General features: G+C 74.2%; 13 protein-coding genes. 6 read left to right on the top strand and 7 right to left on the bottom strand.

The window, feature by feature from the left end; all coding sequences use genetic code 11:
- Positions 1-199: 199 nt before the first annotated feature.
- Positions 200-385, top strand: a complete 186-nt coding sequence (locus ACIRBX_RS04915; protein ID WP_402293754.1) for a hypothetical protein — start codon at positions 200-202, stop codon at positions 383-385.
- 511 nt (positions 386-896) lie between these two features.
- Here the strand turns inward: ACIRBX_RS04915 and ACIRBX_RS04910 are convergent.
- From ACIRBX_RS04910 to ACIRBX_RS04900, 3 genes are all read right to left on the bottom strand, one after another.
- The gene (locus ACIRBX_RS04910) at positions 897-2,294 is read right to left on the bottom strand and encodes a GNAT family N-acetyltransferase (RefSeq protein ID WP_402293753.1); all 1,398 of its coding nucleotides are present in this window, start codon (positions 2,292-2,294) and stop codon (positions 897-899) included.
- A 97-nt stretch (positions 2,295-2,391) separates the two neighbouring features.
- The gene (locus ACIRBX_RS04905) at positions 2,392-3,867 is read right to left on the bottom strand and encodes a pyridoxal phosphate-dependent decarboxylase family protein (RefSeq protein WP_402293752.1); all 1,476 of its coding nucleotides are present in this window, start codon (positions 3,865-3,867) and stop codon (positions 2,392-2,394) included.
- 161 nt (positions 3,868-4,028) lie between these two features.
- Positions 4,029-5,141: a hypothetical protein gene (locus ACIRBX_RS04900; protein WP_402293751.1), complete on the bottom strand. Its 1,113-nt coding sequence runs from the start codon at positions 5,139-5,141 to the stop codon at positions 4,029-4,031.
- Positions 5,142-5,426: 285 nt separating this feature from the next.
- Between ACIRBX_RS04900 and ACIRBX_RS04895 the strand changes: the two genes are divergently transcribed.
- The 3 genes from ACIRBX_RS04895 (at position 5,427) to ACIRBX_RS04885 (ending at position 8,424) form a co-directional block, all read left to right on the top strand.
- Positions 5,427-5,702, top strand: a complete 276-nt coding sequence (locus tag ACIRBX_RS04895) for a hypothetical protein (protein ID WP_402293750.1) — start codon at positions 5,427-5,429, stop codon at positions 5,700-5,702.
- Between the two features lie 42 nt (positions 5,703-5,744).
- A complete protein-coding gene (gene glmS, locus ACIRBX_RS04890) occupies positions 5,745-7,571 on the top strand; it encodes a glutamine--fructose-6-phosphate transaminase (isomerizing) (protein ID WP_402293749.1) in 1,827 nt (608 codons plus the stop codon).
- A 196-nt stretch (positions 7,572-7,767) separates the two neighbouring features.
- Positions 7,768-8,424, top strand: coding sequence for an NADPH-dependent F420 reductase (locus tag ACIRBX_RS04885; RefSeq protein ID WP_402293748.1), 657 nt, complete (start codon positions 7,768-7,770; stop codon positions 8,422-8,424).
- Between the two features lie 13 nt (positions 8,425-8,437).
- Here the strand turns inward: ACIRBX_RS04885 and ACIRBX_RS04880 are convergent, their stop codons facing one another.
- Together ACIRBX_RS04880 and ACIRBX_RS04875 are read right to left on the bottom strand one after the other, a co-directional pair.
- On the bottom strand, positions 8,438-9,097 hold the full coding sequence (locus ACIRBX_RS04880; RefSeq protein WP_402293747.1) for a DedA family protein: 660 nt from the start codon (positions 9,095-9,097) through the stop codon (positions 8,438-8,440).
- Positions 9,098-9,227: 130 nt separating this feature from the next.
- Entirely contained in the window at positions 9,228-9,980 is a 753-nt protein-coding gene (locus ACIRBX_RS04875; protein WP_402293746.1) for a TetR family transcriptional regulator, read from the bottom strand.
- A gap of 289 nt (positions 9,981-10,269) precedes the next feature.
- On the opposite strand from ACIRBX_RS04875, the gene ACIRBX_RS04870 reads away from it, so the two are divergent.
- Both ACIRBX_RS04870 and ACIRBX_RS04865 read left to right on the top strand, forming a co-directional pair.
- Positions 10,270-11,058, top strand: coding sequence for a hypothetical protein (locus tag ACIRBX_RS04870; RefSeq protein WP_402293745.1), 789 nt, complete (start codon positions 10,270-10,272; stop codon positions 11,056-11,058).
- Positions 11,059-11,121: 63 nt separating this feature from the next.
- The gene (locus ACIRBX_RS04865) at positions 11,122-12,225 is read left to right on the top strand and encodes a LuxR C-terminal-related transcriptional regulator (RefSeq protein WP_402293744.1); all 1,104 of its coding nucleotides are present in this window, start codon (positions 11,122-11,124) and stop codon (positions 12,223-12,225) included.
- 7 nt (positions 12,226-12,232) lie between these two features.
- On the opposite strand, the gene ACIRBX_RS04860 is transcribed toward ACIRBX_RS04865, so the two are convergent.
- Positions 12,233-12,901 (bottom strand): response regulator, encoded by a 669-nt coding sequence (locus ACIRBX_RS04860; protein WP_402293743.1) that lies wholly within the window; start codon positions 12,899-12,901, stop codon positions 12,233-12,235.
- Positions 12,889-14,106 carry a sensor domain-containing protein gene (locus ACIRBX_RS04855; RefSeq protein ID WP_402293742.1) on the bottom strand — a complete coding sequence of 406 codons (1,218 nt, stop codon included), beginning with the start codon at positions 14,104-14,106 and terminating at the stop codon, positions 12,889-12,891. Before ACIRBX_RS04855 ends, ACIRBX_RS04860 begins: the two co-directional genes overlap by 13 nt.
- Positions 14,107-14,171 lie beyond the last annotated feature (65 nt).

The raw sequence follows: 14,171 nt of genomic DNA, 5'->3' as shown, positions 1-14,171 counted from the left end.
ACGATCTGGTCCGGCTCTACGCGGCCGCGCGGTGGGCGGACGAGCTGGCCGCCTGTGGTGGCGGGTGGTCGCGGGCGGGCGGCTCGCGGTAGTGCCTGTGTGACGGCTCCCGCCGGGTCAGCCCTGCCCGCTCGGCCGCAACCACCGACTGTTCCGCTGCCAGGGCACCCCGGCGGGACGCCGATGGGCAGGTGTCGTGATGGGCGAAAACCCTTGTGCGGTGCCGGTGTTGGTCGGACAGTCGACCGCCGTCCACCTGCAAGGCCACGACTCCCCGGACGGCTACCGGATGCACGATCTGGTCCGGCTCTACGCGGCCGCGCGGTGGGCGGACGAGCTGGCCGCCTGTGGTGGCGGGTGGTCGCGGGCGGGCGGCTCGCGGTAGTGCCTGCGTGACGGTCCCCGCCGGGTCAGCCCTGCCCGCTCGGCCGCAACCGCCGACTGGTTCCGCTGCCAGGGCAGCCCGGTGGTACGCCGATGGGCAGGTGTCGTGATGGGTGAAAACCCTTGTGCGGTGCCGGTGTTGGTCGGACAGCTGACCGCTGTCCACCTGCTCGGTCATGACTCCCCAGATGGCTACCGGTTGCACGATCTGGTTCGGCTCTACGCGGCCGCGCGGTGGGCGGACGAGCCGGCCGCCTGCGGTGGCAGGCGGGGGACGGTAGTGCCTGCGTGACGATCCCCGCCGGGTCCGGCCGGCCCCGGCCGCCGCCGCACGCGCGCAACCCCCGACCGGTCCCCGCCGCCCGCGTCCTCCCTGCTCGCCATCCGGGAGGAGGAGCCTTGGATCGGCCGCCTCGAGAGGACCGGAACGGTCGAGGAGCCGCGCGCCGGCCCCGGCCGCCGCCGGCGAGGGCGGTGGACGGGGCCGGTCGGAGAGGCGAGAGGCGGTGCGGTCAGCGGCTGGGCCAGGGAGCCGGCAGGGTCTCGGTGGCCTCGGTGAGGTGGGCGGTGATCACCAGGGTGGCGTCCTCGACCTGGTAGTCGAGCGGGGCCGAGAGCCGGCGCATGGTGGAGATCAGCCCGGTGTTGGCGGCGTGGGTGACGGCGTAGACGGTCGGCACCCCGGCCTCCAGGGCGAGGGCGGCCATCCGGCGCAGCAGGTCCACACCCAGGCCGTGCCGCTGCCAGGCGTCCTCGACCAGCAGGGCCACCTCCGCCCCCTCGTCGTCCCACATCAGGTGGGCCAGTGCGACGATCCGGCCCTCGGCGGCCTCGACCACCAGGGTCTGCCCGTGCCGGGGGTCGAGCAGGTGGTCCAGGTAGCGGTCGGCGTCCCGGACCGGGCCGTGGTAGCGCTTGCGCAGGGTGTCGGGGGAGCAGCGCTCGTGCATGGCGAGCGCGGCGGCCTTGTCGGAGGCGTCGGCTCGGCGGACCGTCAGGTCGGTGCCGGCCGGCAGCCGCAGCCGGGCCCGGACCTGCGGGACCCGGGGGCCGAGCAGCGAATCCAGCTCGACCAGGGCCTGCGCCCGGGCGAACTCGGTGGGGGTGAACGGCAGGTGCGGGCGGCTGAGCTCGATCAGGTCGCCGGAGGGCACCGGGAGCCGCATCAGGTGGCCGTCCACCCCGGCGGCCGCGCCGTCCCCGCCGCCGGGGAACTGCCGGATGGTGCACCGTCCGAACAACCGCCGCAGTGCGACCGGGAGTTCGGCCGCGTCCAGGGCGGTCCGGGTGGCCAGGGCGAGCACGTGGGTGGGCTCGTCCACCAGGTCGTGGGCGTCCGCCCGGTCGGTCCAGATGTCGCTGCCGCCACCGGCTGCGACGGCCCGGGTCAGCTCGGCGCGGTCGAGCGGCTGCGGGGCCCGGACCAGGAACTCGTCCACCGCCCCGGTCGGCAGCGGGTGGGTCTGGAGCGAGACGATCGAGACCTCCAGGCCGGCCAGCGCGGTGCAGATCCGGGCCAGGCTGCCGGGGGAGTCGGAGACGGTGGCGCGCAGCCGCCAGAGCGTGGTGGGCACGTGGGCGTGCATCGGGCCGGTCACCTCGGCCGCCCGGTCGTCCGGTGTGCCCGGGGGTGCGGCCGGCTCGGGGCCGGGCGGCCCGTGCGGATGCCGGTGCGCCCACCAGGCGTGGAAGACCGCCGTGGCGAGCAGGGCGAGGGCCGAGAGGACCAGCAGCACCGGCCCGTCGTGGCCGTGCACCACCGTGTTGGCGACCAGGTCGGCGGCTGCCACCGCGACGAAGACGGCGGCGAGTTCGGTGGTGGAGTGGCGCCAGCGGTGGTTTCTGGCGCTGCGGCGCTCGGCCCGCGAGGGCTCCGGGCGCTGCTGCTCGGTGCGAGAGGTGGTGTCCATGGAAACATGGTGCTCTGCCGGTGTTTCACGATCACGAATCCCCCGTGACCTGTTGGTTAATCTCTGCGGGTGGCATCCGAACCGTCCTTCCGCCGCTTCAGGAAGCGGACGGACGCTCCGTCAGTTCCCGGGCCGCCGCGCGGACTTCGGCGAGTAGCAGCTCCAGGTCGGCCTCGGTGGTGGCCGGGTTCAGCAGGCAGGCCCGCAGCACCTCGCGGCCCCGGTGCAGCGCGCCGGTGACGAAGGCCCGCCCGCGCGCCTGGACGGCGGCGGGGAGGTCGTGGTTGACGGCGTCGCCGCCGGTGTGGCGGAAGGCGACGATCGAGGTGTGCACCGGGGCGGTCAGCTCCAGCTCCGGATCGGCCTCCACCAGGGCGCCCAGGTGGCGGGCGAGTTCGGTGGTGCGGGCGATGTCGGCGGTCAGCCCGGCCCGGCCCTTGTGCGCGATGGTGGCCCAGACCTTGAGCGAGCGGAACGGGCGGGTCTGCTCCATGCCGTACTCGGAGAACCAGCCGAAGTCCCCGGCGGTGGCGTCCCGCAGGTAGGAGGGGACCAGCGAGAAGGTGTCCCGCAGGGTGTCGGCGTCCCGGACCAGCGCGCAGCCGCAGTCCACCGGCACGCCCAGCCACTTGTGCGGGTCCAGGGCGAGCGAGTCGGCCCGGTGCATGCCCGCGTACCGGTCGGCGATCACCGGGTCCAGCACGCCCCAGGCGCCGTACGCGCCGTCCACGTGCAGCCAGAGGCCCTCGGCCTCGGCCACGTCGGCGATCGGGTCGAAGGCGTCCACCGCGCCGGTGCCCACCGTGCCGGCCGAGGCCACCACCAGGAAGGGCAGCATCCCGGCGGCCCGGTCGGTGGCGACCGCTTCGGCCAGCGCGGCCGGGTCGAGCCGGCCGTCGGCGTCCTCCGCCACGGTGCGGATCTGCCGGCTGCCCAGCCCCAGCAGCTCGACCGCCTTGCGGACGCAGGAGTGGGTCTCGGCGGTGGCGTAGGCGACCAGCGGCGGCAGCCCGGCCAGGCCGTCGGCCCGCAGGTCGTGGCCGGCCCGCTCGGCGGCCCGCTGCCGGGCGGCGGCCAGGCAGAGGATGGTGGCCATCGAGGTGCCGGAGGTCAGGATGCCGCCCGGAGTGCCCTTGGCGGCGGACGGCTCGGCGGCGGGGAAGCCGACCAGTTCGGCGATCCAGCGCACCACCGCGCGCTCCAGGTGGACGTCGGCGTGGTCGCCGCCGGCCGAGCTCGGGTTGGTGGCGGCGGCGGCCAGCGTGGCCAGCACCCCGGCGGGGGCCGGGGCGGAGTTCACCCAGCCGAAGAAGGCGGGGTGCCCGTTGCCCATCGGCGCACTCAGCACCTGACGCTCGATCACCTTGAGCAGCCCGTCCAGCGGGGTGCCGTGCTCGGGCAGCGGCAGCTCCAGCAGGGCCCGTCGGTCCGCCTCCGCCATCGGCTGCCAGACCGGCCCGTCGGCCACCCCTTCCAGGTGGTCGGCGGCGAGGTCGGCGACGGCCCGGGCGGCGCTGCGGAAGTCCTGGTGGGGGGCGGTGCCCCGGTGCTCCTGCTGCGGGGTGGTGCTCATGCTGGCGCTCCATCAGACGGCTGTGGAGGGACGGCTTCCTCGACGTACCCGGTGCGGTCGATCGTACGCGGCACCCGGCTGGCCGGTCCCCGCCGTCCGGCGGGTGGACACCGCGCGGGGCGCGTGGTGCCACCCGGGCGCCGGTACGGGTGGGGCGGAGCTCAGTCCAGGGTGCTGGAGAGGCCGCCGGCCGAGCGGCAGTAGCCCTGGATCTCCTTGTTGGTGATCTTCGAGCAGAGCCGGGAACCGGCTCCGGCCTCGGTGTAGTTGACGGTGTAGTAGCTCATCAGGCCCTGGGTGCAGGCCTTGCGCTGCCAGGAGTCGGCGGCGGTGGCGCACTGGTCGGCCGCCCAGTCCTCGCGGTCCAGGTTGTACTTCATGGTGCGCGAGCCGACGCCGCGCGAGCAGTCCTGGGCGCCACCGCTGGCCTGGCCGTTGAGGCACCACTTGAGGGCGTCGGCGAAGACCCCGGGGTTGTTGGCGTAGTCGTGCGAGGAGAGGTAGAAGGTCGGCGCGTAGAAGAAGCAGGCCGACTGGAAGAGCGGGGGCTGGTCCTTGCAGGGGTAGAGCGGGTCCTTGGCGAGGGCGGCCGGGTCGAGGTTGGCCTTGGCCTTCTCGTCCTCCTCGTCCGGGCCGAACAGCTGCATGAACAGGCCCTCGGAGCAGGTGATCTTCCGGCTGTCGGTGGGGAACTTGTTGCAGAGCGCCCGGGCCTTGGCCACGTCCTGCTTGGCGACGAACATCGTGCCGTGGCCGACGCCGTGGATGCACGGGCCCTTGTTGGCCGGGGCGCAGAGCTTCAGCAGGTCCTCCTCCGGATTGGCGGAGGCGTTCAGCATCTCCTCCACCGCGCCGTGCAGGTAGCCCGCCGCACAGGTCTCGTGCGGGAAGGAGATGACCTTCTGGAAGTCGGCGTTGTACCGCTTCACGGCGGAGTGGCCGAGCTCGTGGGCGATCGGGTGGCAGAAGCGCACGGTGTAGGGGAGCTTCTTGGAGATCGCGTCCAGCTCGGCCAGCGCCTGGCCGGGGTCGGTGGCGTCCATCTTGGCCATCAGCTTGTTGCGCAGGGTGGAGCGGGTCCACACCGCCGGGTCCCCGGTGGGGGAGGGCGAGGCGGCGGCCGGCGCCAGCGCGGCCTGCTGGGTGGCGGGGGCGGCCTGCGCGGTCTGCGCGCTGCCCGGCGGGGCCGGCGTCCAGTCGGTCACGGCGACCGAGCCGAGACCGAGCGCGCCCAGCAGGAAGGCGGTGATGATCGCGAAGAGTCGCGGCTGCATGTGCTCTGGTCCCCCGGCGGTCGCTACGGACGGTGGCGGTTCCCATCCTGGCTGTTCCGGATCGAAACGGAGCGTTTCTGACGGCCATTCGGGAGTGTCGGCTCGGCCGACTGGTCAACGAGGGGCCGACCCCCCGGTCACCCCCGGCACAGGCTCTCACAGCGGAGCCTCCCCCGGACGGCCGACCCGGCGATGCGGCCCGCTGGTGCGCAAGGGCGGGATCCCTGCCCGATTTCGGGCAGGATTATTGGATTGGAAGACCTCGAACGCATAGGCTCCCCTCTCGTGTCCGCTTCACCGCACCCTCATGAAGACCTGCTCGTCCACCTCACCCGGACCACCTCGCTGGGACCGGGAGAGGCCGTACGGGTGGTCGCGGAGGTGCTCGCGTACTTCTCGGAGACCACCGAGGAGTACGTCCGCCGCCGCCACGGTGAGCTGCAGGCACGGGGACTGACCAACGAGAAGATCTTCGACCGGCTGACCGGGGAGCTGGCCGCGCGCCGGGTCGCGGCACCCGAGCTGTCCACCCGTCAGCTGCGCCGGATCGTCTACGGCTGACGCCGCCTCAGGGGGCGGCGGAATCAGAGGAGTTGTACACACATGTGCGGAATCGTCGCCTACATCGGGGCCAAGGACGCCACCGCCTTCCTGCTGGAGGGCCTGCAGCGCCTGGAGTACCGGGGTTACGACTCGGCGGGCGTCGCCGTGACCGGCAAGGCCGGCGGCCTGAAGGTCTGCAAGACCAAGGGGCGGGTGGCCGACCTGGCCGCCGCCGTCCCGGCCCGCTTCAAGGGCACCACCGGCATCGGCCACACCCGCTGGGCCACCCACGGCGTGCCGAGCGACGCCAACGCCCACCCGCACCTGGACAACGCCGAGCGGATCGCCGTGGTCCACAACGGCATCATCGAGAACGCCGAGGAGCTGCGCGCCAAGCTCACCGCCGACGGCGCGGTGTTCCGCTCGGAGACCGACACCGAGACCCTCTCGCACCTGATCGCCGCCCACCTGGGCGAGGGCGTCGACCTGGAGGACGCCGTCCGCTCGGCGCTGAAGAAGGTGATCGGCACCTACGGCATCGCGGTGCTGGACGCCACCCAGCCCGACCGGATCGTGGTGGCCCGCAACGGCAGCCCGATCGTGCTGGGCCTGGGCGAGAAGGAGATGTTCGTCGCCTCCGACGTGGCCGCCCTGGTCCGCTACACCCGCCAGGTGGTGCACCTGGAGGACGGCGAGCTGGCCGTGGTCAAGGCCGACGGCTTCCGCACCTTCACCGAGGACGCCCGCACGGTGACCCGTCAGCCCTCCACCGTGGACTGGGAGATCGACTCCTACGACACCGCCGGGCACGAGCACTACCTGCACAAGGAGATCCACGAGCAGCCCGCCTCGGTCGAGCGCACCCTCGGCGGCCGCCTCGACGAGCGCTTCTCCACCGCCCACCTGGGCGGCCTCAACCTGGACGCCCGCGAGCTGCGCGAGATCCGCCGGGTGAAGATCCTGGGCTGCGGCTCGGCGTACTACGCCGGTGAGATGGGCGCCCAGCTGATCGAGGAGCTGGCCCGGATCCCCGCGCACAGCGAGCCGGCCTCCGAGTTCCGCTACCGCAATCCGGTGATCGAGGCCGACACCCTCTACATCGCGGTCAGCCAGTCCGGCGAGACCTACGACACGCTGGCCGCCGTCCAGGAGATCAAGCGCAAGGGCGGCCGGGTGCTCGGCGTCGTCAACACCGTGGGCAGCGCCATCGCCCGCGAGTGCGACGGCGGCATCTACCTGCACGCCGGCCCGGAGATCTCGGTCGCCTCCACCAAGGCGTTCACCTCCACCGTGATCGCCTTCGCGCTGCTGGCCCTGCACTTCGGCCGGGTCCACGACCTGTCGCCGGCCGACGGCCGCCGGATCGTGGCGGGCCTCAAGGCGCTGCCCGGCCAGATCCGGGAGATCCTCGCCGAGGAGGAGAAGATCGCCGAGCTGGCGGCCGAGTACGCCAAGCACGAGGGCATGATGTTCATCGGCCGGGTCCGGGGCTTCCCGGTGGCCCGAGAGGGCGCGCAGAAGCTGAAGGAGATCAGCTACGTGCACGCCGAGGCGTACCCCGCCAGCGAGTTGAAGCACGGCCCGCTGGCGCTGATCAACCCGGAGCTGCCGACCGTCGCGCTGGTGCCGGACGACGAGCTGCTGGACAAGAACCTCACCACCCTCGGTGAGATCAAGGCCCGCTCGGGCCGGGTGCTCGCGGTGGCACACCGTCAGGTGGACGCCAAGCTGGCCGACCACACCGTGATCGTGCCGCGCTCCGAGCCCGAGCTGGACCCGCTGCTGCTGAACATCCCGCTCCAGCTGCTGGCGTACTACGCCGCCGTGGCCCTCGGCCGGGACGTGGACAAGCCGCGCAACCTGGCCAAGAGCGTCACCGTCGAGTAGTCCGGCGCGCCGGACTTAACGGAACACGCGTCGTTCCGGCCCGGCCCGGCCGGCCCGGCGGGGGAGCAACTTCCCTTCTCCGCCGGGCCGGTGGGCACCCGTTCCGTCACACTCCGCTCGCCTGCCGGCCACGCTCCGCCGATCCCCGCTCGGCTAGGGTTCGAAGCCACAGCCGGTTCAGTGACGGGAGTGCGTGATGCGGGTCGGGATCATCGGTACGGGCATGGTCGGGCGGACGCTGGGCGGGAAGCTGGTGGAGCTCGGGCACGAGGTGATGCTCGGCTCGCGCACCGAGCAGAACCCGACCGCCGTGGCCTGGGCCGAGCAGGCGGGGCCGAGCGCACAGCACGGGACCTTCGCCGAGGCCGCCGCCTTCGGCGAGCTGCTGATCAACGCCGTCTCCGGCGTCGTCGCCGCCAAGGCCCTGGGCAACGCCGGGGACGAGAACCTGGCCGGCAAGGTGCTGATCGACGTCTCCAACCCGCTGGTCTTCTCGCCGCTCGGCGAGGTCAGCCTGGAGCCGGTGAACGTGGACAGCATCGGCGAGCAGCTCCAGCGCGACTTCCCGGAGGCCCGGGTGGTCAAGGCGCTCAACACCCTCAACTGCGAGCTGATGGTGGACCCGTCCCGGGTGCCGGGCGAGCACCAGCTCTTCATCGCGGGCAACGACCCGGCCGCCAAGGCCGAGGTGACCGAGCTGCTGCACTCCTTCGGCTGGCCGAAGGCCGCCGTGCTGGACCTCGGCGACATCACCGGCTCGCGCGGACTGGAGATGCTGATGCCGTTCTGGCTGCGGCTGATGAACCACTACGGCCACGCGGACTTCAACTACTCGATCCGCACCGCCCGTTGACCCGTCGGCGGCCCTACTGCCGCTGCTGCGGCCCGTCCTGACGGCGGGCCAGCTGCCGCCGCCGGAGCCGGTACCCCACCAGCCCGGCGGCGGCCACGGCGGCGGCGATCAGCAGCACCAGCTGGTAGCGGGCCAGCTCGCGGTAGAGCGGCCCGATGTTGTCCCCGGCCAGGTAGCCGGCCGAGGCCCAGACGCCGACCCAGAGCAGCGCGCCGAGCACGTTGGCCGGCAGGAAGCGCCGCCAGGGCATCCCGGTGGTGCCGGCCACGATGCCGTTGGTCTGCCGCAGCACGTCCACGAACCGGGCCACCGTCACCACCTTGGCGCCGTGCCGGGTGAAGAAGTGCTCCCCGCGCGCCATCCGCTCCGGGGTGATCAGCACGTACCGGCCCCAGCGTTCGACCAGCCGGTGGCCTCCGGTGCGGCCGATCAGGTAGCCGAGGCAGTTCCCCGCCACCGCCGCCAGCACCGCGACGGTGACCACCCCGGCGATGCTCATCCGGCCGGCGCCCGCGTACACCGCCGCCAGCACCAGGACGGTCTGACCGGGCACCGGGATGCCGCAGTTGTCCAGGAACACCAGCAGGCCCACCAGCGGGTAGCCGTAGCCGTCCAGCAGGGGCGTCAGCGCTTCGAGCGGGGCGGGCAGGTCGGGCGGCGGGGTGTCCGTCATGGTGCTCCGGTGGGCGGTGCGTCGCGGGTGGAGGGTGCGCCCTGACGGTCGGTCAGGAGCGTTCGGTCAGGGGGCGTTCGGTCAGGGGCGGCCGGTCTGGGGGCGGCCGGGTGGTCGCTCGGACGGCTGCTCAGGCGGTGGCGGTCCGGTGGTCGCTCAGGTAGCAGCGGAGCAGCCGCTCGCACTCGGCGATCAATGCCGGGTCGCCGTGCGGATCGGTGCGGAAGGCGAGCTTGAGCACGGCGTCCGCGCACTCCAGTGCCACCCGCAGGGCGAGCGGATGGCCCGGGCCGCTGAACAGGCCGCCGCCGAGGGACTGGAGGCGCTGGGCGACGGCGGCGTTGTTGTCCAGCTCGGTGTCCAGCAGGTGCCGGTCGTCCACCGAGCCTTCGTCCACCCCGCCCGGGTCGGCCCCGGGGGCGCCGTCGGTACCGCCGGTCGGGGGTTCGGCGCCGAGCACCTCGACCAGGCCGAAGTCCAGCTGCCCGAAGCCCGGCACCGAGCGCTTCATCGCGACGAACTCGCCCACCGCGAGGTGGACGAACTCCGGCACGCCGAGCGGGGCCGCGTGGGCCTGGGCGCCGAGCCGGCCGCCGAGGCGGTCCAGGTAGAGGTCGAGGTTCCGCGAGGCCAGTGCGGAGAGCAGGCTCTCCTTGCCGGAGAAGAACTGGTAGAGGGTGCCGATCGGCACCCCGGCCCGCAGTGCGGTCTCCTTGGTGGTCAGCGCCCCTGCGCCGACCTCGTCCAGCAGTGCGGCGCACGCGTCCAGCAGGCGCTCGTACCGCTCCTGGCTGCGCTGCTGCACCGGCCGCCGCCGGGGCGGGACGGGGGCACCCGGCGGGCCGCTCGCACTCTGGCCCGGGCCGTCCGTCTCCGACTTCATGGGCCCACTCTGCCGCATCCGGAATGCCGGGCGCCACTATTCAACCCGAGTCAGCCTCATGTTGCCCCTCCCGCCCCGGTTCATCACCGGTTCGCCCCGGGTTCGCCTGCCGGTCCACCGGCGCGGATCGTCCCGCCGGGCCGCTGACCAGCCGTCACCTCGCGTCGCGCCGGGTGCACCCCGGGTCATCCCAGAGCGCTGGGATGGACCGGGGGACGCGGGCGCTGCGAGGCTGCGAGGGCGCGGAGGTACACGGCACACCGGTACCCGGGCGCATCAGGAGGCTCCCTTGACCAGCGCTGCGCACCGACCGGTCACCCTGCTCCCGGCCACCGCACCGCCCCTCGCCCTGCCCGTCCGCCCGGCCCCTCGTCGGCCCGCCGACCTGCGGCTCTCCCAGGCGGTGCACGCCGAACTGGCCCCGGCGGTGCCCGGCCTGCGCCGGTCCTTCGTGGAACTCTGGCGTCCGGATGCCGAGTTGGCCGACCGCTACCGGCGGTACCTCCGGGCTCAGCACCTGCTGGCCGCCGCTTCGGCCCCGTTGCAGGAGCGGGCGGCCGAGCGCTGCGCGGAGGCAGGGGTAGGGGCGGGCGCACGGGAGGCCTGGGCCCCGGGCCTGGCCGCGTACTACCTCCGGCGGGCGGAGCGGGAGCGGGACCGGGCCGGGCACCTGCTGGCGGACCTGGCGGCGGCGGGCGGCCCGGCCCTGCTTCCGGTCGTGCCGCCCTTGGTGCCGCCTGCGGTGCCGGAGCTGATCATGACGCAGTACCGGCTGATCGAGCAGGGGCATCCGGTCGCGCTGCTGGGCGCGCTGCTGGTGCTGGCGGACAGTGCGCCCGCCCTCGGACTGGCCGGCTACCTGGCCCGCCTGACCGGCCTGCCCACCGCCGGGTTCCACACCCTCCGGGAGCACGCCGACCTGGCCGGCGACCACCTCGCCGAGCTCGAACGGGAGTTGGACGCGCCGCCGCTGACGGACCGGCAGCGGGCGGAGGTGACGGACGGTGCTCTCCGGGCGGCCGGCCTGCTCGCCCGGCTGTTCCGCGACCTGGCCGGCGGCGGGCGCGCGCAGCGCTGAGCCGCTGCTCGTGGCCCACCGGTGGCACTCGTCGGCGCGGATCGCCGGTGTTAGCGTGCCCGCATGGCGGCACGCAGGGGGCGGGAAGCGGTGGCCCGGGCGGCGATGGCGGAGTTACGGGAGCTGGCCGGGCTGCGGTTGAGCAGCAGTCAGGTCTTCCGGCGGGCGGACGAACTCCTGCGCCCGGTCCTGGAGTTCGACGCGGTCTGCTGGCACACCGCGGACCCGGCGACCGGGCTGGTCAATTCGGTGCAGAGCGAGGACCTCAGCCTGGGCAGCTACCAGGACGCGGTGTACCTGGAGGTGTGGGCCGACGACCTGGCCACCTTCCCCAAGATCCGCGGCAGTGGCCTGCACGCCGAGACGCTCAGCCGGGCGACCCGGGGCGCACCGCAGCGGAGCATCCGGTACCGCGAGCAGATCTCCCGGCACGGCTTCGGCGACGAGCTGCGGGCGGTCTTCGACGCAGCCGGCGGCATGTGGGGGTGCGCGGCCTTCATGCGGGCCCCGGACCGTGGCCCCTACCCGGACCGGACCCGCGAACTCGCGGACACCGCAGCCCGGTTGCTCGGCCAGGCACTGCGGGCCGGCCACCTCCCACCACCCGATCCGCACCCGGTCGATCCCACCCCGGCGGTGCTGCTGCTCGACCGGCACAACCGGCCCCGCGCGCTGTCCGGCCCGGCCGAGGACCTGCTCGCCCGGCTGGCCGACCCCACGCCCACCTCGCTGGACGTCCCCACCGCCGTCGCGATGGCCGCCGAGCACGCCCGCCGGGCGGCCTGCGGACTGCCCACCCCGCACATCCCGGTGCGGATCCGCGCCCGGGACGGCCGGTGGTACCTGCTGCACGCGGCCGCGCTCCGGGAGGCGGGCGGCGCCGACGCCTCGGCGGGTGAGGTGACGGTGGTCGCCACGCCCGCCACCCCCGCCGAGACGGTGCCGCTGCACCTCGCCGCGTACGGGCTGACCGCCCGCGAACAGGAGGTCGCGCTGCTGCTGCTCCGGGGAGCGGGCACCCGGGAGGTGGCCCAGCGGCTGCTGATGACCCCCTACACCGTGCAGGACCACCTGAAGGCGGTCTTCACCAAGACCGGGGTGGGCAGCCGCCCGGAGCTGGTGGTCCGGATGATGTCCGCGCCCACCCCGGGCCCGCCGGGCGGCTGACGGTGGATCACCTCCCGTCCGCGCCGCGCAGGTGGGCCAGCACGGCGAGCACCCGGCGGTTGCCCTCGGCCGGGTCGAGGTCGAGCTTCATGAAGATGTTGCCGGAGTGCTTGACCACCGAGGCCTCGGTGACGGACAGCCGGGCCGCGATCGACTGGTTGTTCCAGCCCTCCGCCATCAGCCCCAGCACCTCGCGCTCGCGCGGGGTGAGCCGGCCGAGGGGCTGCGCCGCCGTCCGATCGGCCAGCAGCACCCGGACCACCTCGGGGTCGATCACGGTCTGCCCGTCGGCGACCCGGCGCAGCGCGTCCAGGAACTCGGACACCTCGCCGACCCGGTCCTTCAGCAGGTAACCGAGACCACCGCCGGGTCCCTTCCGGTCACCACCGAGCAGTTGGGCGGCATAGGCGGTCGCCACGTACTGGGAGAGCACCAGGACCGGCAGCCCGGGCTGCCGGGCCCGCAGCCCGAGGGCGGCCTGGAGCCCCTCGTCGCGGAAGTCCGGTGGCATCCGGACGTCGGTGATGACGACGTCCGGCCGGTGCTCCGCCACCGCGCCGGCCAGCGCCGGGCCGTCACCGACGGCGGCGACCACCCGGTGCCCGGTGCGCTCCAGGATCTCGGTCAGCCCGGCCCGGAGCAGCACGGCGTCCTCGGCCAGCACTACGCGGAGCACGGCACCTCCACCCGGACCTCGGTCGGACCGCCGGGCGGGCTGGAGACCAGCAGCCGGCCGTGCAGCACCGACAGGCGGTCGGCCAGGCCGGACAGCCCGGTACCGGCGGCCGGGTCGGCCCCGCCCCGGCCGTCGTCGGTGATCAGCAGCACCAACCGGTCGTCGGCCAGCGTGCCGGCCACCTCGATCCGAGCCGCGCCGCTGTGCTTGGCCGCGTTGGCCAGGGCCTCGGTGACGGTGAAGTACGCCGTCGCCTCGACCAGCGGCGGCAGCCGGTGCGGCAGGTCGATCGCCGCCCGCACCGGTACGGGAGAGCGCTGCGCCACCTCCGCGACGGCGGCGGCCAGCCCGTGGTCGGTCAGCACCTGGGGGTGGATCCCCCGCACCAGGTCCCGGAGTTGGTCCAGCGCCCGGCGGGCCTCGGCCCGGCCCCGGGCCAGCAGCGCGGCGGTCTCCGGGGCGGCGGCCCGCTGCTCCCTCCGCAGCTCCGACTCGGCGAGGCCCAGTGTCATGGTGAGCGCGACCAACTGCTGCTGCGCCCCGTCGTGCAGGTCCCGCTCGATCCGTCGCCGCTCGGCCTCGAAGGCGTCCGCCAGCCGGGCCCGGGAGCGGGTCAGCTCGACCACCCGGTGGCTGTCCGGCTCGGGACGCGGGGCGAGCAGGGCGTGCGCCACCCAGAGCTGAGCGGCCGTCAGCCGGGTGGCCGCGTACGAGGCGAGCGCCGCTCCGGCGAGGCCGAGCAGGCTGAACGGCAGCGCGTGCAGCGGGCCGGGCACGGGGTGCCCCGGGATGATCATCACGGTCTCGGGCGCCAGCGCCCACACCACGACGGGGGAGGCCAGCAGGGTGGTGGAGAAGGCGAGCAGGGCGATCGTCCCCAGCCCGGCCGCGCCGAAGACCACCGCGAGCAGCACCGCGTAGCCGAGCTCCCGCCAGGTGGCGCGCTCCGACAGCCGGTGCCGCAGCCACCCGCGTCCGGTGACGGGCGCGTGCGGGTCCGGGATCGGCTCCGCCCGGACCAGGCGCAGCCGGCGGCGCTCCACCCGGGCGACCGCCGTGCCGAACAGCGGGACACCGGCCAGCAGCAGCAGTCCGACGCCCAGCACCGACAGCAGGACCCCGGCCACCAGCAGGACGGTCAGCGCCACCAGCACGCCGAGGCCGAGCACGGAGCCGCTCAGCAGTTGCAGCCAGCACCGCAACACCCGGGCGGGGCGTGCGGGGCGTGCGGGGCGTGCGGGGCCTACGGGGTGGACGGGCGGGGCCGGTG

The sequence above is a fragment of the Kitasatospora sp. NPDC096147 genome (genome assembly GCF_044763225.1).
GTDB lineage: Bacteria > Actinomycetota > Actinomycetes > Streptomycetales > Streptomycetaceae > Kitasatospora.
This window is presented reverse-complemented; position numbering and strand designations above follow the sequence as displayed.

Bases quoted from the DNA above. Each gene is read 5' to 3' on its own strand.
- ACIRBX_RS04915 (WP_402293754.1), top strand. From the start codon at position 200: ATGGGCGAAAACCCTTGTGCGGTGCCGGTGTTGGTCGGACAGTCGACC.
- ACIRBX_RS04910 (WP_402293753.1), bottom strand. From the start codon at position 2,294: ATGGACACCACCTCTCGCACCGAGCAGCAGCGCCCGGAGCCCTCGCGG.
- ACIRBX_RS04905 (WP_402293752.1), bottom strand. From the start codon at position 3,867: ATGAGCACCACCCCGCAGCAGGAGCACCGGGGCACCGCCCCCCACCAG.
- ACIRBX_RS04900 (WP_402293751.1), bottom strand. From the start codon at position 5,141: ATGCAGCCGCGACTCTTCGCGATCATCACCGCCTTCCTGCTGGGCGCG.
- glmS (WP_402293749.1), top strand. From the start codon at position 5,745: ATGTGCGGAATCGTCGCCTACATCGGGGCCAAGGACGCCACCGCCTTC.
- ACIRBX_RS04885 (WP_402293748.1), top strand. From the start codon at position 7,768: ATGCGGGTCGGGATCATCGGTACGGGCATGGTCGGGCGGACGCTGGGC.
- ACIRBX_RS04880 (WP_402293747.1), bottom strand. From the start codon at position 9,097: ATGACGGACACCCCGCCGCCCGACCTGCCCGCCCCGCTCGAAGCGCTG.
- ACIRBX_RS04875 (WP_402293746.1), bottom strand. From the start codon at position 9,980: ATGAAGTCGGAGACGGACGGCCCGGGCCAGAGTGCGAGCGGCCCGCCG.
- ACIRBX_RS04865 (WP_402293744.1), top strand. From the start codon at position 11,122: ATGGCGGCACGCAGGGGGCGGGAAGCGGTGGCCCGGGCGGCGATGGCG.